The sequence below is a fragment of the Pseudomonas sp. NPDC085632 genome (assembly GCF_044541255.1).
Lineage (GTDB): Bacteria > Pseudomonadota > Gammaproteobacteria > Pseudomonadales > Pseudomonadaceae > Aquipseudomonas.
Window position 1 is genome coordinate 24,292 of record NZ_JBITSX010000021.1, and the last position, 26,474, is coordinate 50,765.

General features: G+C 60.8%; 23 protein-coding genes. 11 read left to right on the plus strand and 12 right to left on the minus strand.

Features of this window, described 5'->3' with window-relative positions; all coding sequences use genetic code 11:
* Positions 1 to 34: 34 nt before the first annotated feature.
* Both ACIF4X_RS15380 and ACIF4X_RS15385 read left to right on the plus strand, forming a co-directional pair.
* Complete coding sequence (locus ACIF4X_RS15380) at positions 35 to 2,146, plus strand: ATP-binding protein (RefSeq protein ID WP_397482789.1); 2,112 nt, start codon at positions 35 to 37, stop codon at positions 2,144 to 2,146.
* Between the two features lie 31 nt (positions 2,147 to 2,177).
* Positions 2,178 to 4,811 carry an excinuclease ABC subunit A gene (locus tag ACIF4X_RS15385; RefSeq protein WP_397482790.1) on the plus strand — a complete coding sequence of 878 codons (2,634 nt, stop codon included), beginning with the start codon at positions 2,178 to 2,180 and terminating at the stop codon, positions 4,809 to 4,811.
* Positions 4,812 to 4,945: 134 nt separating this feature from the next.
* Here the strand turns inward: ACIF4X_RS15385 and ACIF4X_RS15390 are convergent, their stop codons facing one another.
* The 6 genes from ACIF4X_RS15390 to ACIF4X_RS15415 are packed head-to-tail and all read right to left on the minus strand — an operon-like array spanning position 4,946 to position 10,371.
* Positions 4,946 to 6,889, minus strand: a complete 1,944-nt coding sequence (locus tag ACIF4X_RS15390; RefSeq protein ID WP_397482791.1) for a response regulator — start codon at positions 6,887 to 6,889, stop codon at positions 4,946 to 4,948.
* The gene (locus ACIF4X_RS15395; protein ID WP_397482792.1) at positions 6,879 to 7,754 is read right to left on the minus strand and encodes a sensor histidine kinase; all 876 of its coding nucleotides are present in this window, start codon (positions 7,752 to 7,754) and stop codon (positions 6,879 to 6,881) included. The genes ACIF4X_RS15390 and ACIF4X_RS15395 overlap by 11 nt, the downstream gene beginning before the upstream one ends.
* Positions 7,747 to 8,757: an ATP-binding protein gene (locus ACIF4X_RS15400; RefSeq protein WP_397482831.1), complete on the minus strand. Its 1,011-nt coding sequence runs from the start codon at positions 8,755 to 8,757 to the stop codon at positions 7,747 to 7,749. Before ACIF4X_RS15400 ends, ACIF4X_RS15395 begins: the two co-directional genes overlap by 8 nt.
* Positions 8,754 to 9,158, minus strand: coding sequence for an anti-sigma regulatory factor (locus ACIF4X_RS15405; RefSeq protein WP_007912537.1), 405 nt, complete (start codon positions 9,156 to 9,158; stop codon positions 8,754 to 8,756). Before ACIF4X_RS15405 ends, ACIF4X_RS15400 begins: the two co-directional genes overlap by 4 nt.
* Complete coding sequence (locus tag ACIF4X_RS15410) at positions 9,155 to 9,517, minus strand: STAS domain-containing protein (RefSeq protein ID WP_034155679.1); 363 nt, start codon at positions 9,515 to 9,517, stop codon at positions 9,155 to 9,157. The genes ACIF4X_RS15405 and ACIF4X_RS15410 overlap by 4 nt, the downstream gene beginning before the upstream one ends.
* A 2-nt stretch (positions 9,518 to 9,519) precedes the next feature.
* Positions 9,520 to 10,371 carry an STAS domain-containing protein gene (locus tag ACIF4X_RS15415; RefSeq protein ID WP_397482793.1) on the minus strand — a complete coding sequence of 284 codons (852 nt, stop codon included), beginning with the start codon at positions 10,369 to 10,371 and terminating at the stop codon, positions 9,520 to 9,522.
* A gap of 248 nt (positions 10,372 to 10,619) precedes the next feature.
* Here ACIF4X_RS15415 and ACIF4X_RS15420 point away from each other — a divergent pair, with 248 nt between their 5' ends.
* On the plus strand, positions 10,620 to 10,883 hold the full coding sequence (locus ACIF4X_RS15420) for a hypothetical protein (protein ID WP_397482794.1): 264 nt from the start codon (positions 10,620 to 10,622) through the stop codon (positions 10,881 to 10,883).
* A gap of 249 nt (positions 10,884 to 11,132) precedes the next feature.
* Here ACIF4X_RS15420 and ACIF4X_RS15425 read toward each other — a convergent pair whose 3' ends face one another.
* Both ACIF4X_RS15425 and ACIF4X_RS15430 read right to left on the minus strand, forming a co-directional pair.
* Entirely contained in the window at positions 11,133 to 11,654 is a 522-nt protein-coding gene (locus ACIF4X_RS15425) for a DUF4142 domain-containing protein (RefSeq protein ID WP_397482795.1), read from the minus strand.
* Positions 11,655 to 11,683: 29 nt separating this feature from the next.
* On the minus strand, positions 11,684 to 11,860 hold the full coding sequence (locus ACIF4X_RS15430) for a hypothetical protein (protein ID WP_397482796.1): 177 nt from the start codon (positions 11,858 to 11,860) through the stop codon (positions 11,684 to 11,686).
* Between ACIF4X_RS15430 and ACIF4X_RS15435 the strand changes: the two genes are divergently transcribed.
* Together ACIF4X_RS15435 and ACIF4X_RS15440 are read left to right on the plus strand one after the other, a co-directional pair.
* Positions 11,859 to 12,101, plus strand: coding sequence for a YdcH family protein (locus tag ACIF4X_RS15435; protein WP_077573170.1), 243 nt, complete (start codon positions 11,859 to 11,861; stop codon positions 12,099 to 12,101). The two genes, ACIF4X_RS15430 and ACIF4X_RS15435, sit on opposite strands and share 2 nt — an antisense overlap.
* 107 nt (positions 12,102 to 12,208) lie before the next feature.
* Positions 12,209 to 12,373, plus strand: a complete 165-nt coding sequence (locus ACIF4X_RS15440; protein WP_007912545.1) for a hypothetical protein — start codon at positions 12,209 to 12,211, stop codon at positions 12,371 to 12,373.
* 132 nt (positions 12,374 to 12,505) lie between these two features.
* Here the strand turns inward: ACIF4X_RS15440 and ACIF4X_RS15445 are convergent, their stop codons facing one another.
* From ACIF4X_RS15445 to ACIF4X_RS15460, 4 genes are all read right to left on the minus strand, one after another.
* Positions 12,506 to 13,582: an SMP-30/gluconolactonase/LRE family protein gene (locus tag ACIF4X_RS15445; protein WP_397482797.1), complete on the minus strand. Its 1,077-nt coding sequence runs from the start codon at positions 13,580 to 13,582 to the stop codon at positions 12,506 to 12,508.
* A complete protein-coding gene (locus tag ACIF4X_RS15450) occupies positions 13,579 to 14,724 on the minus strand; it encodes an SRPBCC family protein (protein WP_397482798.1) in 1,146 nt (381 codons plus the stop codon). Before ACIF4X_RS15450 ends, ACIF4X_RS15445 begins: the two co-directional genes overlap by 4 nt.
* A gap of 111 nt (positions 14,725 to 14,835) precedes the next feature.
* Positions 14,836 to 15,699, minus strand: a complete 864-nt coding sequence (locus ACIF4X_RS15455) for a LysR family transcriptional regulator (RefSeq protein ID WP_397482799.1) — start codon at positions 15,697 to 15,699, stop codon at positions 14,836 to 14,838.
* Positions 15,700 to 15,954: 255 nt separating this feature from the next.
* Complete coding sequence (locus ACIF4X_RS15460) at positions 15,955 to 17,673, minus strand: hydrogenase maturation protein (protein ID WP_397482800.1); 1,719 nt, start codon at positions 17,671 to 17,673, stop codon at positions 15,955 to 15,957.
* Between the two features lie 297 nt (positions 17,674 to 17,970).
* Between ACIF4X_RS15460 and ACIF4X_RS15465 the strand changes: the two genes are divergently transcribed.
* From ACIF4X_RS15465 to ACIF4X_RS15490, 6 genes are all read left to right on the plus strand, one after another.
* The gene (locus ACIF4X_RS15465) at positions 17,971 to 18,477 is read left to right on the plus strand and encodes a sigma-70 family RNA polymerase sigma factor (protein WP_397482801.1); all 507 of its coding nucleotides are present in this window, start codon (positions 17,971 to 17,973) and stop codon (positions 18,475 to 18,477) included.
* Positions 18,474 to 19,421, plus strand: a complete 948-nt coding sequence (locus ACIF4X_RS15470; protein ID WP_397482802.1) for a FecR domain-containing protein — start codon at positions 18,474 to 18,476, stop codon at positions 19,419 to 19,421. Before ACIF4X_RS15465 ends, ACIF4X_RS15470 begins: the two co-directional genes overlap by 4 nt.
* 90 nt (positions 19,422 to 19,511) lie before the next feature.
* A complete protein-coding gene (locus ACIF4X_RS15475) occupies positions 19,512 to 22,421 on the plus strand; it encodes a TonB-dependent receptor domain-containing protein (RefSeq protein ID WP_397482803.1) in 2,910 nt (969 codons plus the stop codon).
* A gap of 271 nt (positions 22,422 to 22,692) precedes the next feature.
* On the plus strand, positions 22,693 to 23,169 hold the full coding sequence (locus ACIF4X_RS15480) for an antitoxin Xre/MbcA/ParS toxin-binding domain-containing protein (RefSeq protein ID WP_397482804.1): 477 nt from the start codon (positions 22,693 to 22,695) through the stop codon (positions 23,167 to 23,169).
* The gene (locus tag ACIF4X_RS15485; RefSeq protein WP_397482805.1) at positions 23,166 to 23,669 is read left to right on the plus strand and encodes an RES family NAD+ phosphorylase; all 504 of its coding nucleotides are present in this window, start codon (positions 23,166 to 23,168) and stop codon (positions 23,667 to 23,669) included. The genes ACIF4X_RS15480 and ACIF4X_RS15485 overlap by 4 nt, the downstream gene beginning before the upstream one ends.
* A 118-nt stretch (positions 23,670 to 23,787) precedes the next feature.
* Positions 23,788 to 26,442 (plus strand): TonB-dependent receptor, encoded by a 2,655-nt coding sequence (locus ACIF4X_RS15490; protein ID WP_397482806.1) that lies wholly within the window; start codon positions 23,788 to 23,790, stop codon positions 26,440 to 26,442.
* Positions 26,443 to 26,474 lie beyond the last annotated feature (32 nt).

Below are 26,474 nucleotides of genomic sequence, written 5' to 3' on the forward strand. Positions count from 1 at the left end.
ATCGGGCAATCACCTAAGGACACTGAGTCAGTCGATGCAGTTTTTATCCGATAGCCACGGTTGTGATGGCTGGAACGGCGAGATGGCCGGGCGTATCAGTGCGTTCGACTGGCGCCATACCGAAATGGGCCCGCTGGATAGTTGGCCGGCCAGCTTGTGCAGCGCCGTGCAATTGATGCTGGCTTCGCCGCTGCCGATGGTCATGCTCTGGGGCCGTGCCGGCTACATGATCTACAACGACGCCTATTCGATATTCGCCGGCGGTCGCCATCCGTATCTACTCGGCTCGCCGGTTGAACTGGGCTGGCCGGAAGTCGCTGAATTCAATCGACACGTGGTCGACACCTGCCTGGCGGGTGGCACCTTGTCCTTCCGCAACAAAGAATTGGTGTTGTTGCGCGATGGCGTCCCCGAGGACGTCTGGATGGACCTGTATTACAGCCCGGTGGCCAATGATGACGGTCAGCCGGCCGGGGTGATGGCGATGGTGGTGGAAACCACCGAATTCATGCACTCCGAACGTCGGCGTCAGGAAGCTGAGAGCGCTTACCGCGCCGACAATGAACGGGTTCGTCTGGCGCTGAATGCTGGCGCCTTGCTCGGCTCGTTTGTCTGGGACGTGAAAAACAATACGCTGTCGGCAGACGAGCGTTTTGCCCGAACGTTCTCTTATCCGCCGGATCATGACCTGAGCAATCTGGCCCAGGACATTGCCGAGTCGCGCATCCATCCCGATGACCACGCCTGGGTTCAAGAGCGGGTCGCCCATTCCGTGCAGACGGGTGAGCCGTATAACGCCGAATACCGCGTCCGGCGCAGCGACGGCAATTATCTGTGGGTGCTGGCCAGCGGCGGTTGTGAGTTCGACGAACACGGCAAGCCGTTGCGCTTTCCCGGCGTGTTGATCGACATCCATGAACGCAAGATCGCCGAAGAATCCCTGCTCAAATTCACCCGCAACCTCGAACAGCGCGTGGGCGAAGAGGTCGAGGCGCGGCTGGCGGCTGAAGAACAGTTGCGCCAGTCGCAAAAGCTCGAAGCCATTGGCGGCCTCACCGGTGGCGTGGCTCATGACTTCAATAATCTGCTGCAAGTGATCGCCGGTAATCTGCATCTGCTCGCGCGCCACGAACCGAATAACGCCAACGTGCAACGCCGGGTCAGCGCTTCGCTGGCGGCGGTCGAACGCGGTGCCAAGCTGTCCTCGCAATTGCTCGCGTTTGCCCGGCGCCAGCCGTTGTCGCCGGCGGTGTGCAATCCGCAACAGATTTTCGAAGGCGTTGGCGAGTTACTGCAGCGCGCGCTGGGCGAAACCATTCAGATTGACGTGCAGTTGCCGCAACAACCGTGGCACATCAACGTCGACCGCAACCAGTTGGAAAATGCCATTCTCAACCTGGCGATCAACGCCCGTGACGCGATGAAGGGCGAGGGCACCATCGGACTCAGCGCTGCCAACGTGCGACTCGACCGCGAGTTTTGTACCGGTAAAGGCATCGTTCCCGGCGAGTTTGTCCGGGTTGCCATCAGTGACAGCGGCGCCGGCATCCCGCCAGAGATTCTCGAGCAAGTGTTTGAGCCGTTCTTCACAACCAAGGCTGACGGACAAGGCACCGGTCTGGGCCTGAGCATGGTGTTCGGCTTCGTCAAACAGAGCGGCGGGCATGTCGAGATCGACAGCACCCTCGGTGAGGGCACGCGGGTGCAGTTGTATTTCCCGCGCAGCCTGCGGCCGGTCCTTGAGGAATCACCCAATCTGCAACGGCAGCAGAGCGGTGGCCACGAGACGATTCTGGTGGTCGAAGACAACGACGCGGTGCGCGCTTCGGCGGTCGAATTGTTGCGCGAGGAGGGCTATCGCGTGTTGACCGCCGGCCACGGCGATGCGGCCATGCAAATGCTGCTGGAAGGCATCGAAGTCGACCTGATCTTCACCGACGTGGTCATGCCGGGGCTGATCAAAAGCTCCGACCTGTTCGCCTGGGCCAAGGTGCAGACGCCACCGGTGGCGGTGCTGTTCACCTCCGGGCACACCCGCGACATCATTTCGCGCAATCACCAGTTGAGCCCCGACACCCATTTGCTCGGCAAACCGTACAGCCCCGAAGCGTTGTTGCAGATGATTCGGGTGGTTCTCGGCAACTGAGCGCTGAACATTCCTTCACCAAGGCAGGTCGATGACTTCCAAACGCACCTCCAAAGCGCCCACCGGCATGGTCCGGGTGCGTGGCGCTCGTGAACACAACCTGAAAAACGTCGACGTCGACATCCCCCGCGATGCGCTGGTGGTGTTTACCGGGGTGTCCGGTTCGGGCAAGTCGTCACTGGCGTTCTCGACCTTGTATGCCGAGGCCCAGCGCCGCTACTTCGAATCGGTGGCGCCGTACGCGCGGCGGCTGATTGATCAGGTCGGTGTGCCGGATGTCGATTCCATCGAAGGCCTGCCGCCGGCCGTGGCCCTGCAACAACAGCGCGGTACGCCGAGTACGCGCTCGTCGGTGGGCAGCGTGACCACGTTGTCGAGCCTGATCCGCATGCTGTATTCGCGCGCCGGCAGTTATCCGCCGGGCCAGCCGATGTTGTACGCCGAGGACTTTTCGCCGAACACGCCGCAGGGCGCGTGTCCTGAGTGTCATGGCCTGGGCCGGGTTTATGAAGTCACCGAGGCACTGATGGTGCCCGATCCGAACCTGACCATCCGCCAACGCGCGGTGGCGTCATGGCCGTTGGCCTGGCAAGGGCAGAACCTGCGCGACATCCTTGTGACCATGGACATCGACGTCGACATCCCGTGGAAAAAGCTGCCGAAAAAACAGCGCGACTGGATTCTCTTCACCGAAGAAACCCCGACCGTGCCGGTGTACGCGGGGCTGACCCCGGAAGAAACCCGCGTCGCCCTCAAACGCAAGGTGGAGCCGAGTTATCAGGGCACTTTCACCGGCGCCCGGCGCTACATCCTGCACACCTTTACCCATTCGCAAAGTGCGCTGATGAAGAAGCGCGTGTCGCAATTCATGCTCGGCAGCCCTTGTCCGCTGTGCGATGGCAAGCGCCTGAAGCGTGAAGCATTGTCAGTGACCTTTGCCGGGTATGACATCGGTGAACTGTCGCAGATGCCATTACTGCAAGTGGCCGAGGTGCTGCGGCCGGTGGCGGCCGCCAGTTATCTGCAGCAGGCTGAAGAAACGGGCGAGACATTGAGCCACGCGCAAACCCGTGAGGCCCGCCAGCAACGCGTGGCCCATGGCGCCAGCGGCCACGGCAGCGCGCCCGATGTGCGACACACACCAAACCTGTCATTGGAAAAACGCCTGGCGGCGCAGCGCATTGCCGAGGATCTGCTGGAGCGGGTCAGCACCCTGACCGATCTGGGCCTCGGTTATCTGGCGTTGGAGCGCAGCACGCCGACGCTGTCGTCCGGTGAGTTGCAGCGCTTGCGCCTGGCGACACAATTGGGTTCGCAATTGTTCGGGGTGATCTACGTGCTCGACGAGCCCTCTGCCGGTTTGCATCCGGCCGATGGCGAGGCGTTATTCGAGGCCTTGCAGCGTTTGAAGGCTGACGGCAACACGCTGTTTGTGGTCGAGCACGACCTGGAAACCATGCGCCGTGCCGACTGGCTGATCGACGTCGGCCCGGCGGCGGGCGAGCAGGGTGGGCAGGTGTTGTACAGCGGCCCGCCGGCTGGTCTGGCCGCAATCGAACAGTCGCAGACGCGGGCCTATCTGTTTGCCGAATCTCCGCGTCAGACGCGCACGGCGCGCAAGCCGACGGCGTGGCTGAAACTCGACGGGATCACCCGCAACAACCTGAATAACCTCAGTGCCGAATTCCCGCTGGGCTGCTTTACCTCGGTGACCGGCGTGTCCGGCTCCGGCAAATCGAGTCTGGTCAGTCAGGCTTTGCTGGAACTGGTCGGCGCGCAGTTGGGGCGTCCGCCGGTGGACAGTGAGCCGGAAGAGCTCAGCCTCGAAGACGACGCGCCGCAGGTCAGCAGCGGCCAGGTGACGTCGGGGCTGGAGTCGATCAAGCGACTGGTACAGGTCGACCAGAAACCCATCGGCCGCACGCCACGCTCCAATCTGGCCACCTACACCGGGTTGTTCGATAACGTGCGCAAGCTCTACGCCGCGACCGATGCTGCACGGGCGGCGGGTTATGACGCCGGGCAGTTTTCCTTCAACGTCGCCAAGGGCCGCTGCGCCACCTGCGAGGGTGAAGGCTTTGTCAGCGTCGAGTTGTTGTTCATGCCGAGTGTTTATGCGCCGTGCCCGACCTGCCATGGCGCGCGCTACAACCCGCAGACGCTGGCGATTCTCTGGGAGGGATTGAGCATCGCCCAAGTGCTGCAATTGACTGTCGAGGAAGCGGTGACAGTGTTTGCCGAGCAACCGGGGATTCGCCGATCACTGGAAGTGCTGCGCGATATTGGTCTGGGTTATCTGCGCCTCGGGCAACCGGCGACGGAACTGTCCGGCGGCGAAGCGCAGCGGATCAAACTGGCCACTGAGTTGCAGCGCAACCAGCGCGGCGCGACCTTGTACGTGCTGGACGAACCGACCACCGGACTGCATCCGCGCGATGTCGACCGGTTGCTGGAGCAACTGGATACGCTGGTGACAGCGGGGCACACGGTGATTGTGGTCGAGCACGAAATGCGCGTGGTGGCGCAGAGTGACTGGGTGATCGACATCGGGCCGGGGGCGGGGAATCAGGGCGGCAGGATTGTCGTGGCGGGTACACCGCAGAAGGTTGCGGCGAGCAAGAAGAGCAAGACTGCGCCGTTTTTGGCTCGTGCGTTAAACCGATAAGGAGCGTTGGCCCAGCGGGCCTCATCGCTGGCAAGCCAGCTCCCACAGGTTTTGGTGTTTATCGGTACACACAAAAGAAATGTGCGAGCGACACTAATCCCTGTGGGAGCTGGCTTGCCAGCGATGGCGATCTGTCAGGCACCATCAAGGGTGCGGCGGACTTTGTCGAGCAGTTCACTGATCTGAAACGGCTTGACCAGCATGTCCATGCCGCTGCCCAGAAAGACCTGACGATTGATCGCTGTCTCGGCATACCCGGTCATGAACAGAATCGGCAATCCGTCACGCCAACCCCGCGCAACATCCGCCAATTCGCGGCCGCTCATGCGCGGCAGGCCAACGTCGGTCAGCAACAGGTTGATCGACGCATCATTCTGCAGCCGCTCCAGCGCCGTTTCGATATCCGCCGCCTGGGTACAGCGATAACCCGCGTCCTCCAGCACTTCAGTGACAAACATGCGCACCGATGGCATGTCTTCGACAATCAGTACATGCTCACCGCTGCCTTGCGGATCGACCACCAGCGCAGGGATGCCAGCGCCTGTCGGGTCGGTGGTGGCGGGCAGCATGATCGTCACTTCCGTACCGCGCCGCGCGACGCTGCGGATGTGCGCATCGCCGCCGGACTGGCGGGCAAAACCGTAGATCGTCGACAACCCCAGTCCCGTGCCCTGACCCAATGGTTTGGTGGTGAAAAACGGATCGAAGACCTTGTCGATGACGTTGTGCTCGATGCCCGTACCGTCGTCGCGCACCGACAGCGCCACGTAAGCGCCGTCGGCCAGATTCGGATCGCCATGGGAATAGGCAGCGTAGGTGTTGACCCAGATATTGCCGCCCGCCGGCAGCGCATCGCGGGCGTTGATCACCAGATTCAACACCGCGCTTTCCAACTGCACCGGGTCGACCAGGGCGATCGCCGGTTTGCTGGTCAGCTCCAGCTTGAGGGTGATCCGCTCACCGATGGTGCGCACCAGCAATTCTTCCAGTGAACGGACTTGGTCGTTGATGTCTACGGGCCGCGTATCCAGCGGCTGCTGACGGGCGAAGGCGAGCAGACGATGGGTCAACGAGGCGGCACTCATCGCCGAATTGAGCGCCGCTTCGCTATAAAACTGCACCTTGTCCAGACGTTGATCGGCGACGCGTTTCTGGATCAGCTCCAGGCTGGTGATGATCCCGGTCAGCAGGTTGTTGAAGTCGTGGGCGATGCCGCCAGTGAGTTTGCCCAGGGCGTCCATCTTCTGCACTTGCAGCAACTGCGCTTCGGCGCGCACGCGTTCGGCGACCTCTTTGGCCAGTTGCGTGGTGGTGTCGTTCAGGCGCGCCAGATGCGAGCGCTCGCGATGGCGGTGTTCGGTAACGTCCTCAACGAAGACCAGGCTCAATTCGGGCGTGCGGTACGGCGAAATCTGCCATTCGGTCTCGCGAATTTCGCCTTGCACGCGCATGTTCAGCGTGCCCTTCCAGCGCTCGCCATCGACCAGCCGCAAGCGCAGTTCATTGAGGATGGCGCTCTGTTCCTCGGCGAAGCATTCACGCAGGGTTTGCGGGTCCTGATTGTCGAGAATCAGTTGCGCGAAAGCATGGTTGCACTCATGCACCTTGAGGCTGGCATCGAGCACCGCGATCGGTGCGGAGACGTTGACGAAAATCTCGCGGAACCGCGCTTCACTTTCACGCAGGGCATTTTCCGTGTCGCGCACTCGCAGCAACGTGCGCAGGGTCGCCAGCAGCACGTCCGGATCCACCGGATGAATCAGGTAGGCGTCGGCGCCGGCGTCGAGACCGGTGATGATGTCGCCGGTCTGAATCGAAGCGGCGGACACATGGATCACCGGCAGCAGCGCGGTGCGGGTATCCGCGCGCAGAATCCGCACGATGTCGAAGCCGCTCATGTCCGGCAGATTGACGTCGAGAATCAACGCATCAATCGCTTCACTGTCGATCAGCGCCAGCCCCTCGCCACCCGTGCCAGCCTCCAGCACTTCATAGCCGTGGCGCTCCAGCCGCCGGCGCAAGGCGTAGCGGGTGGCGACGTTGTCGTCGACGATCAACAGGCGGATGTCACGTTTCATCGACGTTCTCCAGAGCGATCGCCAGCGGAATGATCACGAAAAAGGTCGAGCCGACCCCCGGCGCACTTTCCAGCCCGACTTCACCGCCGAGCAGGGCGGCGAAGCGTTTGCACAGCGACAGGCCCAGCCCGGTGCCGCGCAGACGTTTCTGCAATGGCGAGTCGACCTGGGAAAAGTCCTCGAACAATGCGCCATGCAGCTCGGCAGCGATACCGATTCCGGTGTCGCTGACGGCAAAACGCACCTTGTCCGCCCCTTCGAGCCGCGCGGAAACCCGCACTTCGCCACGAGTGGTGAACTTCAGCGAATTGGAAATGAAGTTGCGCAGAATCTGCGCGAGTTTTTTGTCGTCGGTGTACAGGCGCGGCAAGCCGATCGGCTCTTCGAAGATCAAATCGACCGCCGTGGCATCGACAATCGGCCGGAACATCCCGCGCAGCGCGGAGAACAGGTCGAACATGTCGAACCACGCCGGAGAAATGCTAATGCGCCCGGCCTCGATCTTCGCCAGATCGAGCAGGTCATCGACCATGTCACTGAGTTCGCGGGCGGCGGTGCTGACGAATGCCACTTGTTTGTGCTGTTCCGGGCTAAGCGGGCCGTCGAGTTCGTCGGCGAGCAGGCTGTTGATGCTCAGGATCGAACCCAGTGGTGTGCGGAACTCATGGCTCATGTACGACAGGAAGCGGCTTTTCAGATCCGAGGCCTGGCGCAGTTCCTCAGCCTGTATATCGAGTTCGGCGTACAAGGCCAGCACGCCCTGATTGGTCTCATCGAGTTCTTCGCGCAGGGCCGCGGTTTCGCTCTGCAACTGCGCAATCAGCGCAGCCTGTTCCGCGCTGCTCAGAATGGGCGACTCAGCCATGGGCGGCCTCCAGGGCAACGACCAGCACCGTTACATCGTCGCGCCCGCGACAGAAGTCGCGGTGCAGGACGGCGGCTATCACGGCGGGATGGCGGTGCACCAGACCGGGGTAGTCTTGAAGATTCCAACGGGACTGCAAGCCGTCGCTGTACATGATCAATAGATGTCCGTTCACGTGAGCATAGTCAAAGGGTCGGGCTTTTCGGTATTGCACGCCGACAATGCCCGGGTGCGAGGCCAGGCCGCGGGATTTGTCGGCGTTGATCAGGCTGGCGCCGATGTTGCCGACGCCGGCAAAGGTCAGGTGGTCGCGCCGCACATCGAACTGGGCGAACGCGACAGCGCCGCCGCGAGTACCGATCATGTCGCGGTGCATGTCTTCCATCAACATCACTGGCTCGGTAAAGGGCATCAGGGCGAAGGTTTGTGCACCGGCGCGGCCGGCACGCTCAGCGTCTTCTCCGTGACCGAGACCGTCGATGATCAACGCGCTGATGCTGCCGTTGTCATACGCCAGTTGCCAGACATCGCCGCACGCCGGATCGTTGTGCAGCGAGTGCTGGCTGACGCCAAAACGCATGTCCGGTTCGCGATCCGAGCGTGGATAAAACCGGGCCAGTAACACCGCGCCACGAGCATCCGCGTACACATCAAACACTTCAGCCTGGCGTGATATCGAGCCGAGGCCAATGCCTTGGGTGCCTCCGGTGGAGAAACCGTCGGGCATACAGGCATGCAAATCAAACCCCTGAGCACGGTCGATGGCGAGCAATTCAATGCCAAAACCATTGGCGCGCGGCAGTACCCGCAAGTGCATTTCACCGTGGCTGGCGTGCTTGAGCACGTTACTCGCCAGCTCCGTCGCCACCAGCGCCACGCGCCCGGCATCGCGCTCATCAAAGCCATGCTGTTCAGCGAGTTGCTGCGCGGTGCGCCGGGCATAACCGATCTGGCTGCTGTCTTCGATTGGCAGAACCTGGGTCAACGTCCCCACGATATTCATGTCCATCGGGTGATCGTTATTCGAGTGCCTTTGCCAGGCTCTGTTTCCAGTTCAAACTCTTCGACCAGCCGTTTTGCGCCGGTCAGGCCCAGCCCCATGCCGCTGCCAGACGTCCAGCCGTCGGTCATCGCCAGTTTGATGTCGGCAATACCCGGGCCTTCGTCGCGAAAGGTCAGGCGCAGGCCTACTTTGTGATCCTCATCGAGAATCTGCCAGTCCATGTCGCCGCCGCCACCGTAAACCATGGTGTTACGGGCCAGTTCGCTGACTGCCGTGACCATTTTCGTCAGGTCGATCAGGCGCATGCCGCATTCGGTGGCCAGTTTGCGTGCGGTCTGGCGCGCCAGTACCACGTCTTGCTCGATATGGATGGGTTGAGTACCGCTACTGCGTACGGTCATTGTTGCAGTACTCGTTCCCGCAGCAGTTTCATCCCGCGCTCGACGTTCAGTGCGGTGCTCACGCCGGGCAAGGTCATGCCGAGTTCAACCAGGGTAATCGCCACCGCTGGCTGCATGCCCACCAACACGGTTTCGGCGTCCATGATTTTCGACAGCCCGGAAATCGTGCCGATCATCCGGCCAATGAACGAGTCGACCATGTCCAGCGCCGAAATGTCGATCAACACCCCGCGCGCCGAGGTTTTGCTGATGCGCTCGGACAAGTCGTCTTGCAGCGTCAGGGCGAGTTGGTCATGCATGTCGACCTGAATGGTCACCAGCAGGAAGTCGCCCATTTGCAAAATCGGGATACGTTCCATGCTTATACCGTCTTGACGAGGCTGACACCCAGACGGGTCAGGGCCAGTTTCAACGCGTCGGCCAGATTGGCCTTGGTCACCACGCCTTGCAGGTCGAGACCGAGGTGGACGATGGTCTGGGCAATTTGCGGACGCACGCCGCTAATGATGCAATCGGCGCCCATCAGGCGGATCGCGGTCACGGTTTTCAGCAGGTGTTGGGCGACGAGGGTATCGACGGTCGGCACGCCGGTGATGTCGATGATGGCGATTTCCGAACCAGTGTCGACGATGCGCTGCAGCAGCGATTCCATCACCACTTGCGTGCGCTGCGAATCGAGGGTGCCGATCATCGGCAGCGCCAGTACGCCATCCCACAACTTGACCACCGGGGTCGACAGCTCCAGCAGTTCTTCCTGCTGACGTTTGATCACGGCTTCGCGGGATTTCTGGAAGGTGCGGATGGTGTGCATGCCGAAGGCGTCGAGCAGTTCGGAGACTTCCCAGAGTTGTTCGGCGAGCAGCGCAGGCTGGTCGTTGTAATGGCTCTGCAGCAGGTTAAACAACGGGCCTTTGAGGGCGAAGATGAAACTGGCGGTCTGTTGCGAATCCTGGCCGAGCAGGGCGCGGCTGTGGGACAGTTTTTCGAGGAATTGACGCGTCGATTCCCAACCAGGGGCATTGATGTTAGTGCCGTTGTCGCTTTCCAGGCCGTTCACCACCAGATGCAGGAACTCGCTGGTTTGTTGCTGTACATCGTGATCTTTCAGGTTACGCGTGGCGCCGCTGGCTTGCAGGCCATTGATCCATTCGCCCAGCAGTTGCGCTTGTTTGTTTTTCATCGCATCGAGTGTGCTGTTCTGCAGTGCTGCCATGTGCCTGTTGCTCCGTCGCGAATTGGGGGGCGGTCGTGAAAATGATCGCCGCGAAGTGATCGACATTTGCCGTTCGAAATAGTTGTTCGTTCCTGCGCGTATATTTTTGATCTGGCGCAAGTAACGTCCCGGTAACTCTAGTCGGCGTGGCCGCAAGCGGCGAAGTTTTGAACGATGGCGCGGGGCAGGCTTCGAATCTTTAACACCCGGCGGATGTGCGCCGGGGGTGTTTGACCAACGAGGTGGCCATGAACGAGCAAACGAAGCAGAGCCAAGCTGGCGAACCGATCAATCGCAACGATCCGGCAATCGACCCGCAGGTGCCGGGGCAGCCGGCGCCGACACAGCAGCAGGGCGATGGCGGGCAGGCGCAGAGTGGCGATCCGGCGGTGGATCAGAAGCACCAGCACACGGACAACGACAATGAGTTCAGCCCGGGCTTCGAACCGCAGCCGGATCGGGCGAAACCGGGGGAGGAGACGGATGCCGATATTGATACGGATGGCGGTTGATTTCGGCGGATATGACAAGGCCGCATCTATTGGATGCGGCCTTTTTTTCGCTTGAGTCTTGTGGTGTGGCTGATATCGATCCCCCTCACCCCAGCCCTCTCCCCCAGGGGGGCGAGGGGGAAAGGGAGCCGATCGGGGGCTGTTCGTAACCTGAATTCGACGCAAGACTTTCAGGTCGATGTAACTCGAACATCCACTTCCGTCGGCGCCCTCTCCCTCCGGGAGAGGGCTGGGGTGAGGGCAAGCCTTTTATTTACTCGGATGTTTGGCCTGCAATTCCTTGGCGGCGGCGAGGTGTTTCTCCAGCGCCGGCAGCATTTTCTGCGCAAAGGCCTTCAATTCAGGGGCGCCTTTGACCTTGTCATCGGTCACGGTATTGGCTTGTTTCTTGAACAGTTCGATGGTCTCTTCGTGCGCCTTCACCTGATTGTTGGCGTACGCCGCGTCGAAAGACTCATCACGCACTTCGAGGATTTTTTCCTTGGCCTGTTTGACCAGAGTCGTGGTGTCCGGGACTTCGATGTCGTTGGCCTTGGCGATGGTCGCCAGTTCGTCGTTGGCCTTGCCGTGATCGGTGATCATCATGTTGGCGAACGCCTTGATGTCAGCCGATTGGCTTTTTTCCAGGGCGAGGCGGCTGGTTTCGATTTCCGCGATCCCGCCGGCCGCGGCGCTATCGACAAAATCATTGTCAGTCGCAGCGAAAGCGCTGCCCATGCCGCTGCTCAAAGCGACAGCCAGAACCAGATGACGCAGTTTGAATCCGTCCATTGTGTATCTCCACGCAGTTTTTGTTGGTGTTAACCAATGGAGGCAATGCGGCGAATAAAGGTTTGATCGCATTTGCGACAGGGCGACGAACGGACACCGCTGGTCTGACAGGTGGTCGACAGAAGCGCCCAACCGAGGCCATTCTGATAACTGGCCAGCGCAATCGGTCGCGTTGGCCAGCCGATCAACTGACGGAGGTGTTCCATGCCGGTGACCCATGATCTGTTACAGGACTTGAAGCTTACAAAGGAAGAGATCCAGCAAAAACGCACCGCGGATCCACATCTGGACGCATTGATCAACAAGTACTCCCAGGCGGACGCCGAGGTAGTCAAGGCCGAGACTGCCACCTCGGATGCTCCCAGTGACGACACGCTGAAAAAACTCAAAGAAAAGCGCTTGCAGGTCAAAGACAAGATCGTCGAGCAATTGCAGGCGCGATCCTGAAACCCCGCTGATCCGCCGACCTACGGTTGCGGATTGACTGGAACGACAGCCACGAGCGGCACCTCGAATGTACAGAGTCTTCCACCCGACTCATTGCGAGGTGCCTTATGAACGATCCCAAATTCCCCAGTGAAGAGCAGGGCGCATTCGACCCGGTTCCCACGCATCCCGAACCCAACAGCCCGGCGCATACCACGGCCAATCCTGAAGAGCCGGATGAGGATCTGCCTGAAGATGAAGATCCGGACAAGTTCGACAAGTCCAGCAACTGACTGACCGCCATCGCTGGCAAGCCAGCTCCCACAGGGTTACTCGTCGTTCACAAATTTCATGTCCAACGCGATACCTGTGGGAGCTGGCTTGCCAGCGATGGCGTTAGTTGACTCGATACAGATCCGGCAGATTCACTTCAGGGCTGCATCCAACGGCATCCGCGCCATATGCATCGCCTTCAACGAGCCAAAATACAACCACGGCCCATACTCGCGCACCGTCGTAATCGGCGAATAATTGCCACTGCTCGCGTCCTGCAAATTGGCAATCACCTTGCCGTCCAGGTCCAGCCCCAAGACAAACCCGCGCTTTTCCACCGGTTTCGGTAAAACCGTCAATGCCCGCACGATCATCTTGCGCACGAATGGATGCCCGGCCGTGCCATCGAGCAAGGCATTGCGAGGCGCATACAACGCCACCCAGAACCGGTTATTGCCATTGAACGCCAGGTTGTCCGGCAGCCCCGGCAGGTTGTCGATGAACAGGTCGTGAGTGCCGGCTTTCGGCCCCGTCAGCCAATAACGGCTGATGCGGTAGGCGCCGGTTTCGTTGACCAGCACATAGGCCTCGTCCGGGCCGAGGGTCACGCCGTTGGCGAACTCCAGCTTGTCCAGCAGCACACTGGTTTTACCGCTCTGAAAGTCATAGCGCAGCAGACGTCCGTCGCCGCCGTGCTCGATGATCGCCTCGCCGTCATGGCCGTAACCCCAGCGGCTGGACGCATCGCTGAAGTAGGCGTAATGCCCGGACTTGTCGATGGCCACGTCGTCGGTAAAGCCAAATGCCAGGCCGTTGGCCGCCGTGGTCAGTGGGATCAACTGCCCTTGCGCATCAAGGGACAGCAAGCCCTTGACCCCATCGGCAATGACCAGCAAGCCGTTCGGATGCCGGGCCAATCCCAGCGGTCGGCCACCGGTGTCGGCCAGTACTTTGCGCTGCTGGCCGTCGAGGCTGGTGCGAATCAGTCGACCGTCGTGCAGCCCGGTGATCAAGAAGTCACTCTCCAGCAGCAGGGCTTCCGGCCCTTCGATGTCGCTCGGCCCGACCTGTGATGCGGCTTTGAGTTTCTGGTTCTCGGCGTAAATGCCTTCTTTTAGCGATGGCGCTGGCGGCGGCGTCCAGGCCACGGGTTCGACTTTGGTGGGCATCAACAATAAAAACCCGATGACGATGAGGATCAGCAACAACAGCAAATGTCGCAGCTTCACGCGCTGGCCCTCGCCGATGACAGGTATTGCGCGGCCATGTCGCGCAGCGCCAGCATCGATGCGGCGGATTCGCGCTCGATGCGACGTTTGAGCAGCAGGTGATTGGCGATGCGCATGCCCAGACCGCCGAAGCGATAATCCAGCGTGCGCACAAATCGCGTGCCGCTGCCTTCCGCGCTGCATTCATAGGTCAGCAGCAACGATAAGCCGTGATCGCCCTGCGCCCGCGCGCACCAGCGCCGACCGGGCAAGTACTCGGTGACTTCCCAGCTCAAATGGCCTTCACGGCCGCCGGCATGAATGTCCTCTTCAAAGTGCGCGCCGGCATGCAGCGGGCCGTGTGGGCCGTTGATTTTCAGCGACGACGGGTGCCACTCCGGCCAGCGGCTGACAGTGGCTGCGTAGGCCAGCACGGCGATGGGTTCACCAGCGATATCGATCGTGTGCTGCAGGCGGGTCATGGGCATTCTCGAATAGCTCAAAGGGGCTGTTTCCGGCTCCCAGTACAGGGTGCCGAACAGGTAGTCCATCAGCGGCAAAACGATGTTGAAATTGCGCTCCTGCATGCGCTCGCGGCGGTGATGCAGTTCGTGCAGCCGGCGCATCTGCCGGATCCACGGCAGGCGGGTCAGCGGATTTTGCGGCGGCAGGTGTTCACAGGCATGGAACACCTCGTAAGTCAGATAACCCAGGACCATGCAGCCACCGAACAGTCCGGCGACGTTGGCGTTGGCTTGTGCGATCAGCCACCACAGCGGCAGGGTAATCACCAGGGTGTGCAGCACGATCAGCCACGCCGGGAACAGAATGACTCGCCAGTCTCGCGCACTGTCGTAGGTCATGTGTCCGGGCGTGAAGAAGCTGTGATGATCGCCCGCATGCCGGGCGTAGAACATTTTTGCGAAGGTTTTTTTGTGGTGGCCGAGATGGCGATGGACCATGTACACGCCGAAATTGAACAACAGCAGGGTCAGCGGCACCGTCAGCCACTCCAGCGGACTGACCTGCTGAACGCGCCCCCAGAACGCACCGATGGCCAGCACGCCGAACAACAGCACGAAGGCGCCGTGCAGCCACGGGTTGTACAGCGGATGAATGGCCGCGCGGTAGCGGCTGCGGAAAATCTCGGTGGTCTGCCTCACTGCATCACCTGCGGGGATTGTTGTTATACCCGGCAGATTAGCCGATCCGACCGTTTGTGCAGGCCGGACCTCGGTGTCACATGCGCCATGCTCCGGTACGAAGCCGCCGCTTCAGCTTAAAGGGTTCCAGCGTTGCGACCAGTCGTCATCGGTGCGGATCACTTCGCGCAGTAGATAGAAGGCTCGTTGCAGCGTCGCCGAATCGCGATCGCGTGAGTAGACAAGGTAGGTCGGGTAGCCGAATTCCGGGGCTTTGGTCACTGCTTCCAGGGCGCCGCTTTCCAGATACGTGCGCACCACGCGGGTGCGGAAGTAGCCGCTGCCGCCGTGTTCAAGAATGTATTGAAGAGCCAGCGGGCCGAGGTTGAAACTCAGCGCCGCTTTGGCTTTTTCCGGCAGGGCGGCGTCATGCTGGCGGCGGAAGTCTGGACCCCAGTCGATGTACACGTAGGGATCGGGGCGATCGGGCGCGCGCACCAGAATCAGTTTTTCTTCCAGCACTTGCTCGACCTGCAATCCCGGCCAGTATTCCGGCTGATAGACCAATGCAGCGTCGAGCACACCGAGTTCCAGTTGCCGCAGCAGGTTTTCGCCGTCACGGATTTCCATGCGCAGGGCATGCCCGGGAATCTTCTCGCGCAACTCCGCCGCCCAACTGAGCATCAACGGGTTGCACAGACTGACTTCGCCGCCGATGTGCAGCACATTGTGATAGCCCTCGGGCAGCGGCAGATCGCGGCGCGCCGCCTCCCAGGTTTGCACCAGCTGATTGGCGTAGACCACAAAGGCTTCGCCATTGGGCGTCAGTTTCGCCCCGGCGCGATTGCGCACGAACAGTGTGCTGCCCAACTGGCTTTCGAGTTTCTGCACCCGGGCGGTGATCGCCGTTTGCGTGACGAACAACTTCTGCGCGGCCGCGGCGAGGCTGCCGTGGCGGACGATTTCCAGGAAGGTGCGAGCGAGATCGATGTCCATGGGCGGGCCGGTGTTTGAGGTGGCGGGCATTGTAAAGGCAAAAGCCCCTCATCGGATCGCCGCCCGCCTAACCCTCTCCCAGAGGGAGAGGGGACTGACCGAGGTGTCTGGCGTCATACATCGACCTGAAAGACCGAGTCGATTATGGATTCAGTAGAGATCGTTCATGTCGGCGAACCTCTACAGCATCCCCCAATCAGTTCCCTCTCCCTTGGGAGAGGGCTAGGGTGAGGGGCAATGCAGTCACCGCCAAAATCAACTGGCCAACTCGGTCAAATGCACCCGCGCCCATTCCTCGATCAACCGCGCCGGTGTGCCACACACCTTGCGCTTATAGACAAAGTTGCGGCACTTCTCGGCAAACTGATTGCGGTTGTAGAGCATGTCTTCCTGCATTTCCTGCAACTCGGCTTCGCGGCATTGACGGATCAACACCTGATCAACCCGCGCCTTGCGCTCACGCACCGCCGCATAGGTCGGATCGCTCAACACGCCGTTGGCCCGTTGCAGCAACCACAGGGCAAACTCATCCGGGCAGCGCGGGCCAACTTCCTGGACCATACCGAGTTGCCACGCCTGCACCGCGCTTACCGGCAGACAGGCCTGGGTCAATTGCTCGGCCATCGCCGGGCCGACGGCGCGGGGCAGGCTATAAGTCCAGTATTCGGAGCCGTACAAACCCATGCTTTTGTAATGCGGATTGAGCACGATATCGGCGCGAGCAAACACAATGTCGGCCGCCAGCGCGAGCATCACGCCACCGGCGCCGGCGTTGCCAGTAACGCCGCTGACTACCAATTGCCGGGCGGTCAGCAGTTCTGCGCAGACGTCATCGATCGCCTGAATATTCGCCCAGGCTTCGGCACCGGGATCCTGCGCAGCCTGAATCACATTCAAATGCACGCCGTTGGAAAAGCTGCCGCGCCCGCCCTTGATCAGCAGCACCTGCGTATCACGGGATTTGACCCAGCGCAGCGCGGCGACCATGCGCTGGCATTGCTCGGTGCTCATGGCGCCGTTGTAGAACTCGAAGGTCAGTTCGCCGACGATCCCGGATTCGCGATAACGCAGCGGTTGATAGGCTTCGTCACTGAACGGCTGCGTAGCGATCGACCAGTCCAACACCGGCACGTCGGCCAATTGTTCGGCCAACAGGTGCCGCGCCGGTTGCTTGAAGGTTTCTTCGCCAGGTTGCGGTTTACGGCGCAGCGAACCAATCCACAAACTTTGATCACCGGCCGCGACCAGCACCGCATCGTCATGCACCGCAAGAATTTCGCCGGGCGTGCCGCTGCGCGAATCGAGGTGCGCGTCGTATACGTAATACTGACCGCCGGCCAGGCTCGCCAGCACGCCGGGCTGGCCGTCGGCGGCATCGATGCAGCGTTTGATGAAGCGTGCGCAGTCGTGCCAGCTGAAGCTGCGGTCGACCTGTTTCATGTTCGGCTGCAAGCGCCCGCGCACTTTCGCATCGGCATAGTCCAGGGCAACCGGCTCAAAACCTTCAGTGAATTTCTCCACCACTTCGCGAATGCAACGAATTGCCGCGTCACTGACCCGGCCGTTGTACAGCTCGGATTTACGCAGGCCCGCTGGCAGGTTGAATTCGCAGGTGGCCCACACTGGGCCGGCGTCCATTTCCTCGACGGCTTGCAGCGCGGTGACGCCCCAGCTCGGTAGCTCGTTGGTAATCGCCCAGTCGAGGGCACTGGCGCCCCGATCACCGACGATGCCGGGATGAATGATCACCACCGGACGCTGGGCATTGCTCCACAGCGCCTGCGGCACGCGATCCTTGAGGAACGGGCAGATCACCAGATCCGCGCCGCTGTGTTCGATCTGTTCGCACACGGCTTGTTCATCGGTAAACAACACGACGCTGGGTGAGTGCCCGGCCTCGCGCAGTTCCAGCCAGGCGCGTTGGGTCAGGCCGTTGAAAGCCGACGACAGCAGAATGATGTTGAGTGGTCGCATGATTGCTCTTCCTTGAGTGGAGTCAGCCGCGGGCTCTCGGTGAGCCGTCCCTGGCCTTCGATGGAGCCGCGAGATTAATCAGTGACTGCTCACGCGCCAGTGACCGAGGTCAACGTTGTGTCAGCCAATGTTTCTGCGGCGACGAAGCGGCTTATGCTCAATGGTTTGCTTGTGCTGATTTTTTATTACTTCAAATGTCTTCGAGGCTATTGCACAGTCGCGCCTGATCAGAGCCGGACGATCCCGGCAGAACGGTGGTTTTTCGCAGCGGGTGGGACCCGTTTCAGGGAGCAAGGCATGGGTGGGTACAACCCGCATTACCAAATCATCGGGCAGATGTTCCAAAAGGACTATCGCTGGCTGTGCGCCGCTGTTGGCCGCACGCTGGGTTGCCCGCACAGTGCGCAGGACATTGCATCGGAAACCTTTTTGCGGGTATTGGCACTGCCGGACCCGGCGGCCATTCGCGAACCACGGGCACTGCTCACCACCATCGCCCGGCGGCTGGTGTACGAAGGCTGGCGCCGTCAGGACCTTGAACGCGCTTATCTGGACAGTCTGGCGCTGGCGCCCGAGCCGGTGCATCCGTCCCCGGAGGAACGCGCACTGGTGATCGAAGCGCTGCTGGCGGTCGATCGCCTGCTCAATGGGCTGTCGGCCAAGGCCAAAGCGGCGTTTCTCTACCATCAGCTCGACGGTTTGACCTACAGCGAGATCGGCGAGCGCCTCGGCGTGTCCACCAGCCGCGTGCAGCAATACATGGTCGAAGCGTTCAAGCGCTGCTATCAGGCGATGCAGGCATGAGGCCGGACGAGGCGGTGATCGACGAGGCAGCGCAATGGCTGGCGTTGTTGCAGTCGGGCGAGGCGGGCATGGCTGAGCGGGCAGCGTTTGAGGCCTGGCGGCTTGCCGATCCACGGCATCAGCAGATCATTGACCAGATGGGCGGCGGCCTCAATCTGCTGCGCAACCCGACCTTGCGCAGCGTACCGCGCAGCAGTTTGCTGCACAGTCTCAATGCGCCGTCGAGTCGTCGACGCTTTATCAGCGGCAGTTTGAGTGTGCTCGGTGTTGCGCTGTTGGCCGGGTTGCTCGGACGACGTTACGGCTGGCTGCCGGAGGCGGGGGAATTGTCGACCGGGACCGGCGAGCGACGTGACTTCACCCTGGCGGACGGCAGTGCGCTGACCCTCAATGCGCGCAGTCGTGTGGTGCCGTTGTTCGATGGTCAGCAACGCTTGCTCGCGTTGCGCAGTGGCGAGTTGCTGGTCGATGTGGCAAAAGAGCCGGCGCGGCCCTTTGTGGTCGAGACCGAGCACGGTCGCATGCGTGCACTGGGGACGAAGTTTCTCGTGCAGTACAGCGAGGAGGCGACGCGATTGGTGATGCTTCACTCACAGGTTGAAGTGGTCACCGCAGGTGGCGCACGGCAAGTGGTGGCGGCTGGCGAAAGTCTGCTGTTCAACGCTGCCGGAGTGCTGTCGCTGGAGCGCAGCAGCGGCCAGGAAAGTGCCTGGGTGCAGGGGCGCCTGGAAGTCCGCGACCGACCTCTGCGCGAGGTTATCGACAACTTGCGCCGCTATCGTCGCGGCATTTTGCATCTGAGCCCGAAAGTCGCCGACCTGCGCCTCAGTGGCCTCTATCCGCTCGACGACAGTGATCGCACCCTGCAACTGCTGGAACGCTCGCTGCCGATCCGCGTGACCTGGCATAACCCGTACTGGGTCAGCGTTGACGCGCGGTTATAAACCCATAACTTCTTGGCCTAATCGCCGCCCTATAAAAAGCGCTGGCCCGCTGCTCATTCCCTGCAGATGCCTTCAACAGGGAAACCCTCGATGCTCTCAATCAAACAACAATTACCTCGATTGACCCTCGCTGCTGCATTGGCAATGGGCCTCAGTCCATTGGCGGCGGTGGCTCAGCAACCTGCTGCAGCGATGTTTACCTTCGACATCGCTAGCGGGCCGCTCGACGAAGTGTTGCTGGACATCTCGCGGCAGAGCGGTGTGCCGATTTCCTTTAGTCAGGCACTGGTGCAGGGCAAACGCAGCGCGGCGGTGCGCGGGGCTTTGGGGGGGCGTCAGGCAGTAGAAAAAGCTTTGCTCGGCACTGGTCTGCAAGTCGAGCAAAGCGCTCAGGGCCTGACCGTTCGCGAAGCCGATGCGCCGGCGAATTTCACTGCCGTGGCACCGGTCACCAGCGCCGATTACCGCATGGAAAAAGTCACCGTGACCGGTTCCCGCATTGCCCGTGCGCAGAGTGATGGCGCCACGCCGGTCAACGTCATCACCCACGAAGAAATGGAAGCGCGCGGCTATAAAAACGTCTACGACGCCCTGGCGACGCAAACGCAAAACACCGGGATGACCCAGGGCGAAGATTACGGCAATACCTGGCAACCAGCGGCCAGCGCACTCAACCTGCGCGGCCTCGGCCCGAACCATACGCTGGTGCTGATCAATGGCCGTCGCGTCGCCGACTACCCGACGCCGTACGACGGCAAGGTCAATTTCACCAACCTGGCGAACATTCCGTCAGCGGTCATCGAGCGCATCGAAATCCTCAGCAGCGGCGCCTCGGCGATTTACGGGTCGGATGCGATCGCCGGGGTGGTCAACATCATCCTCAAGGACAAGATCAACGGCGTCGACGTCAACCTCAAGGGCGGCACCAGCGAACGCGGCGGTGGCGACAATCAACGCTTGCAGATCAGTGGTGGCGGCAGTTGGGGGGATTTCGACGGCTTGTTCGGTCTGGAACTGACCCACCGCGATCCCATCTGGGCCGATGATCGTGGCTTTATGCAAAACGGCCCGCTGGCGGATGTCGGTTACCGCCGCGACCTGAGCAACAGTCGATATCTGGGACCGGGTTGCGGCGCTTATCAGGGCACCTTCGACAACAAGCTGTTCAACAGTGGCGGGCGCTGCCGCACCGACCAGATGTACAACGATTACTGGACCGTGCAGACCCAGAAGGAAAACTACGACGGCTACACCCGTGGCACCTGGCATTTCAGCGACAGCGGCCAGGTCTTCGCCGATTTGATGTACGGCCTCGACCACATCCAGAACAACACGCGCGGGCCGACCTTCACCTCGCCGGACTTCATCAATCAGAACAGCGGCAATCTTGAACGCTGGTATCGCCGTTTCGGTGAGGAAGAAATCGGCGGGCGCACCAGCAACAACAGCAAGTGGCGTGACACCTCGTGGACCGGCACCCTCGGTCTCTCGGACAAGATCGCCGACACCGGCTGGAGTTACGATCTGGCGGCCAATCGCTCGGAGTATCGCAGCGTCAGAACCACCCGCTACACGCCGCTGTCATCGATTCAGGATTTCTACCTCGGTCCGCAGTTGGGTGTGAGCGGTGGTTATCCGGTGTTCGCCCCGGACGCCTCACGGCTCGACCGGCCACTGACGTCGCAGGAGTGGCAGCAGTTTCGCGGCAACCTGACCCAGAGCAGCAAGTCGGTGTCGACCAGTTACAACGCCTCGGTCAATGGTGATCTGTTCGATCTGCCAGCCGGCCCCGTGGGCTTCGCCGGGGTGCTGGAGGCGGGCAAGCAGGAATACCGCGTCGATCCGGATGACGGCCTCAACGACGGCACCTTTTACGGCGTAAGCCCACAGCAAAGCTCCGGTGGCTCGCGCAAGCGTTATGCGGCCGGGGGCGAGTTCAGTATTCCGCTGACTGACACGATTCTGGCGACCGCCGCCGGACGCTGGGACCAATACAAGTTCAGCGGCCGCACCGAGCAGCAGAAAACCTACAACCTGGGGCTTGAGTGGCGCCCGGTGACCAGCCTGTTGCTGCGCGGCAGTTACGGCACCAGTTTCCGTGCGCCGGACCTGAACTACATCTATCAGTCCGACAGCAACGGCTACTACCCGGCGCAGATCGATTATTACGGCTGCAGCCAAGGCGTGGAGGGTGCCTGTGAACGCGGGCGCGTTGACTACACCCAGAGCGGCACGGCGAACCTCGAGTCGGAACGCGGCAAATCGTGGACCTACGGATTTGTCTGGTCGCCGTCGCGCAATTTCGATTTCTCCACCGATTTCTGGCGTGTCGAGATCGACGACTTGCTGACCACCGTTGATGAAAACCGCTTGCTGCAACAGGAAAACGAATGCCGCAACGGCACGCAGGACATCAACTCGGCCAATTGCCAATCGACCCTGGCGCGCATCGATCGCAACGCAGGTAATGCGGCGGTCGATCCGAACCAGTTGAATCGCGTGCGGGTCAACGCGATCAACGCCGCCAGCGAGCGCGTCAGTGGTCTGGATTTCAAGAGCAATATCCGCTGGGGCGCCGGGCAATACGGCGCGTTCAGTTCGGCGCTGGGCTACACCCTGGTGCTTTCGCATTACTACAAGGAATCGGAAGAGGCACCCACGCAAGACTGGCGCACCTCACGCACCAATTACGACTGGCGCAGCAAGGTCAACGCGAGCCTGACCTGGGATTACCAGAAAGCCACGGCGACGCTGATGGGCATTCGTTACGGTTCGGTCACCAACGGCGCGGGGGACGGGCGCCTGTCACCGTGGACAGTGTTCAACGCCAGTGCGCGTTACAAGCTCAATGACCGGGCGAGTGTCGGGCTGACCGTGAACAACGTGCTCAATCAGGTTAAACACGATGACTCGGCGGGGTGGCCGTATTACCCAACCGGCAACTATGACCCGTACGGGCGGCAGTGGTGGCTGGATGTGAGTTATCACTTCGGCGGCTAAAGCCAGGATTTCTTGCGTTGACGTCCTACGGAAAATGGAAGGCTTTGCGTCGATCAAGGGATATTTCCGACGACTTTTTCAGGTTGGTTGTCGGAAGCGCGATCTATAGCATCGGACCTGACATTGAAGTCGCTGAGCGGCTTGAACGCTCAGGCTCCCAGATAAAGGATCGATTATGCGTACCCCCCACATTGAGCATGAAACCTCTGTTTATTCCCTGCGCAATTTCTGGATCGATGATCGCGCCAGATGCCCCATGGAGGATGTCGCGATGCCCACAGCAAAAGTGCCCCGGCTGACGGGGCTGAAGAAGGTCGCGGGCAAACCTGTCGATCTGCTCGTGAACGGCCAGAACATCGGTGACGATGCCCTGCTGATCATCCGTCTGACCGACGAAGGCTTTGAGCTGAGCGATGTCGTCAACATGCTTGCAACTTCCGAGCTGTACCTGCGCGAAGACCTGGTCAAACGCATCACCGGCAAATCTGTCAGAACCGTGCGCCGGCTCATGAAGGAAGGCAAACCGGTACGGCTTGACCCGCAGCAGAGTGTCGTCGCCTACCAATATGCGCGGGTGCTGGAGATGGCCACTCGGGCGTTCGCCGGGCAATCGCGGGCGGAGGTATGGCTGCAGAAACCAAGCCCTTATCTGAGCGGCCGCGTGCCGTTGGAATTTATCCGACATCCACTGGGTTTCCAGATGGTGGAACAATACTTGTGGCAGATCATGTCCGGGGTTTATCCATGAATCCCTTGCCTTGGGACGAGCACTGGTATGCGTGGCGGCTGGACCCCGAGGCCTACGGGACTACGTGGGACAGCGGGATAGGTTCAGAACTGAATGGAGGTCGATGGAATGCGCCTGGCCGGCGAGTCGTCTACGCATCTGTCGACCCGTCCTCGGCCATTTTGGAGGTGGCAGCCAATAACAGTTTTGATGCGCTCGACAGCGAGCCGTATGTACTGACGTGCTTTGAAGTCATCAGCGATGCCAAGGTCAGAATCGTGCAGCCGGAAGAGGTACCCAATCCGTACTGGTTGAGTCCCGCACGACCTTCACCCAATCAGCAGTTGTTTGCCGATGCGCTACTGGCTGAACATCCGTTTGTGCTGATCCCCTCGGCGGCAACCCGGCATTCGTGGAATCTGCTGGTGAGCTGCGAGCTGGCCGAGGGGCAGTTTCAGATGGTCTCTCAAGAAAGGTTTGGCCTTGATACCCGCTTGCTGAAGGAGATGGCATTGGCCTGATGCGCAGTCATGGCATTTTTTGCATAACCTCAGCACCCAACAATCTAAATCACCCTCTATAAATCCTTATTCGTCATCGCACATCCCTGCATAAACCAAAACGCAGGGATGGCTGTTCATGATTCAGTTTTCACCCGTCAAATCTCCTTTGAGCCTGGCCTTGCTGCTGGCAATCAACACGCTGCCGGCCATTGCCGCCGACAGCACGGCAACTGAACCGACCACCCAATTGCAGCGCGTAGAAGTCACGGGTACGGCAATCCGCCGGGTCGATGCAGAAACGGCGGTGCCGGTCACCATCCTGCGCGTCGAAGAGTTGCGCGAGCAGGGTGTTTCCACCACCGAGGAGCTGGTCAGTCGCATTTCCGCCAACCAGTCTTCGGTCGGCTCCGGGCGTTCGGTGGGATCGAGCAGTGGCGGCGCGTCTTATGCGGATCTGCGGGGCATCGGTCCGAACAAGACGCTGGTACTGCTCAACGGACGGCGTCTGAGCAATAACGCCACGAATGCGATCAACGGCTCGGGTGTCGACCTCAACACCATTCCGTTCGCCGCCATTGACCGTGTGGAAGTGCTGCGTGATGGCGCCTCGGCGTTGTATGGCACCGATGCGATTGGCGGGGTGATCAACTTCATCACCAAGACCAGTCTCACCGAAGGGCAGATCAGCACCAACTACGACACACCGACGCATTCGGGTGGCGGTGAAAGCCGTAACTTCAGCGGCAGTTGGGGTTTCGGTGATTTGCAGGATGATCGCTTCAACGTGTTCGGCGTGGTCAGCTACGACAAGCAGCAACGCCTGGCCGCTGAAGATCGCGGCTACACCTACAACTACCAGCCGAACCGTGGACTTGATTACACCTCCGGCACCGCCTCGCCGGCCAACTGGAGTCAGGGCAGCAATGCCACCAACCCTTTGGCCGGTTCCGGCTGCAACGCGCCGGGATTGCTGGCGCGTAACGGTATCTGCCGGCAGAGCTTGTGGAATTATCTGGATCTGGTGCCGGAAACGGAGAAGACTTCGGCCTTCGCCAAAGCCACCGGCAAGCTGTCGGACGATCACAATGTCAGCCTCGAATACTTCTGGGCGCGTAACGAAAACCGCACACAGATCGGCCCTGGCACGTTGATGGGCAATCAGGTCAACCCCGGTACGACGTTCTATCCGGGCAACGGCATCACCCCCGGGCCGAATGGTTTTGCCCTCGATCCGACGCAACCGGTCGACGTGAACTGGCGCGAAACTGCCGTCGGCGCGCGCCAACATGAGGACGACAACACCAGTCAGCGCTTGCTGCTGAGTTTCGACGGCACGCTGGTCGGCTGGGATTACAACCTCGGTGCCTCGTACAACCAGAACAAAGTGGTCAACAGCATTCAGGACGGTTACGTCAACGACCGCGCCGTCAGCGCCGGTATTGCCAACGGCGTGATCAACCCGTTCGGCCCGCAGACGGCTGCCGGTTCGGCGCTGTTGGCGGCCAACGCGGTGGACGGCGATTACGCCACGGCGGTCGGGCGGGTGAAGGCCATCGACGGGCGCATCAGTCGTGAAATCGGCGACTGGTTCGGTGCCGGCCCTTCGGCATTGGCGCTCGGCGGCGAGTATCGCAAGGAAGATTTTCATCAGGATTTCGCGCAGTTTGCCGGCGATGTGCAAAGCCTCGGTGTCGATCCCAACGGTAGCGTCGCCGGGGATCGCAGCGTCTCGGCCGAATACGCCGAGGTCAACGTGCCAGTGCTCGACAGCCTCGAACTGTCCGCTGCCGTACGCCATGACAAGTACAGCGATTTCGGCAGCACTACCAATCCGAAATACTCGTTCCGCTTCCAGCCGTTCAAGGAACTGGTGGTGCGCGGTGCCTACAGCGAAGGGTTCCGCGCGCCGTCGTTGTATGAGTTGTACAACCCGACCTTCACCAGTTTCACCAACGCCAACTACAACGATCCGCGCTTGTGCGCTGGCGGCAATCCGAGCAATGGCGGCATCGCCAACCGCGATTGCGCGCAGCAGTTCAATCGCATCAGCGGCGGCAATACTGACCTCAGCCCGGAAACCGCACGCAACGTCACCCTTGGCTTTGTCTATCAGCCGTTCGAACGCCTGAGCGCCGGGCTGGATTTCTGGTGGATTGACATTGCCAACCAGATTGCCGAATTCCCGGAATCGGCGGTGTTCGACAATCCTGAGCTGTACCCGGATCGCCTGGTCCGCAAGCCGGATGGCTCCATCGATCACATCGTCACTGGCCTTGCCAACCTCGGCAAGATCAAGACCAACGGCGTCGACGTCAGCTTCGATTACCGTCTGCCGAGCACCCCGTACGGCAACTTTGGCGTCAGCCTGCAAGGCACTTACGTCACCCGTTATGACTATCAGCAACAGCTCAAGGGCGACTACATCGACAAACTGGGCGATTTCCGTGGCGGTGACTTTGCTTCGGCGGGCGCCGTGGCGCGCTGGCGGCACAGTCTGACCGGTAGCTGGAACTACGGGCCGTTTGGCGCCGCGCTGACCAACCGCTACACCAGCGGTTACCACGACTCCGATCGCGACACTCACGATTACGTGGGTTCGTACAACGTCTGGGATCTCGCCGGCACCTACACCTGGCGCAAGACCCTGAGCGTGACCCTCGGCGCGAAAAACCTGTTTGACCGCGAACCACCGTTCAGCAACCAGACCTACACATTCCAGAGCGGCTACGACCCGAAATATGGCGATCCGTTTGGCCGGACGCTGTACACGCGGGTCAGTTACAAGTTCTGAGAATGATCAGAGGTGGCGGGTTTTAGTCACCT

Coding starts and splice junctions, on each gene's coding strand:
- ACIF4X_RS15425 (WP_397482795.1), bottom strand. CDS start 11,654: ATGGACGGATTCAAACTGCGTCATCTGGTTCTGGCTGTCGCTTTGAGC.
- ACIF4X_RS15470 (WP_397482802.1), top strand. CDS start 18,474: ATGAGGCCGGACGAGGCGGTGATCGACGAGGCAGCGCAATGGCTGGCG.
- ACIF4X_RS15440 (WP_007912545.1), top strand. CDS start 12,209: ATGAACGATCCCAAATTCCCCAGTGAAGAGCAGGGCGCATTCGACCCG.
- ACIF4X_RS15465 (WP_397482801.1), top strand. CDS start 17,971: ATGGGTGGGTACAACCCGCATTACCAAATCATCGGGCAGATGTTCCAA.
- ACIF4X_RS15460 (WP_397482800.1), bottom strand. CDS start 17,673: ATGCGACCACTCAACATCATTCTGCTGTCGTCGGCTTTCAACGGCCTG.
- ACIF4X_RS15475 (WP_397482803.1), top strand. CDS start 19,512: ATGCTCTCAATCAAACAACAATTACCTCGATTGACCCTCGCTGCTGCA.
- ACIF4X_RS15485 (WP_397482805.1), top strand. CDS start 23,166: ATGAATCCCTTGCCTTGGGACGAGCACTGGTATGCGTGGCGGCTGGAC.
- ACIF4X_RS15420 (WP_397482794.1), top strand. CDS start 10,620: ATGAACGAGCAAACGAAGCAGAGCCAAGCTGGCGAACCGATCAATCGC.
- ACIF4X_RS15455 (WP_397482799.1), bottom strand. CDS start 15,699: ATGGACATCGATCTCGCTCGCACCTTCCTGGAAATCGTCCGCCACGGC.
- ACIF4X_RS15405 (WP_007912537.1), bottom strand. CDS start 9,158: ATGACCGTACGCAGTAGCGGTACTCAACCCATCCATATCGAGCAAGAC.
- ACIF4X_RS15410 (WP_034155679.1), bottom strand. CDS start 9,517: ATGGAACGTATCCCGATTTTGCAAATGGGCGACTTCCTGCTGGTGACC.
- ACIF4X_RS15435 (WP_077573170.1), top strand. CDS start 11,859: ATGCCGGTGACCCATGATCTGTTACAGGACTTGAAGCTTACAAAGGAA.
- ACIF4X_RS15430 (WP_397482796.1), bottom strand. CDS start 11,860: ATGGAACACCTCCGTCAGTTGATCGGCTGGCCAACGCGACCGATTGCG.
- ACIF4X_RS15395 (WP_397482792.1), bottom strand. CDS start 7,754: ATGGCTGAGTCGCCCATTCTGAGCAGCGCGGAACAGGCTGCGCTGATT.
- ACIF4X_RS15415 (WP_397482793.1), bottom strand. CDS start 10,371: ATGGCAGCACTGCAGAACAGCACACTCGATGCGATGAAAAACAAACAA.
- ACIF4X_RS15390 (WP_397482791.1), bottom strand. CDS start 6,889: ATGAAACGTGACATCCGCCTGTTGATCGTCGACGACAACGTCGCCACC.
- ACIF4X_RS15490 (WP_397482806.1), top strand. CDS start 23,788: ATGATTCAGTTTTCACCCGTCAAATCTCCTTTGAGCCTGGCCTTGCTG.
- ACIF4X_RS15380 (WP_397482789.1), top strand. CDS start 35: ATGCAGTTTTTATCCGATAGCCACGGTTGTGATGGCTGGAACGGCGAG.
- ACIF4X_RS15400 (WP_397482831.1), bottom strand. CDS start 8,757: ATGAATATCGTGGGGACGTTGACCCAGGTTCTGCCAATCGAAGACAGC.
- ACIF4X_RS15385 (WP_397482790.1), top strand. CDS start 2,178: ATGACTTCCAAACGCACCTCCAAAGCGCCCACCGGCATGGTCCGGGTG.
- ACIF4X_RS15480 (WP_397482804.1), top strand. CDS start 22,693: ATGCCCACAGCAAAAGTGCCCCGGCTGACGGGGCTGAAGAAGGTCGCG.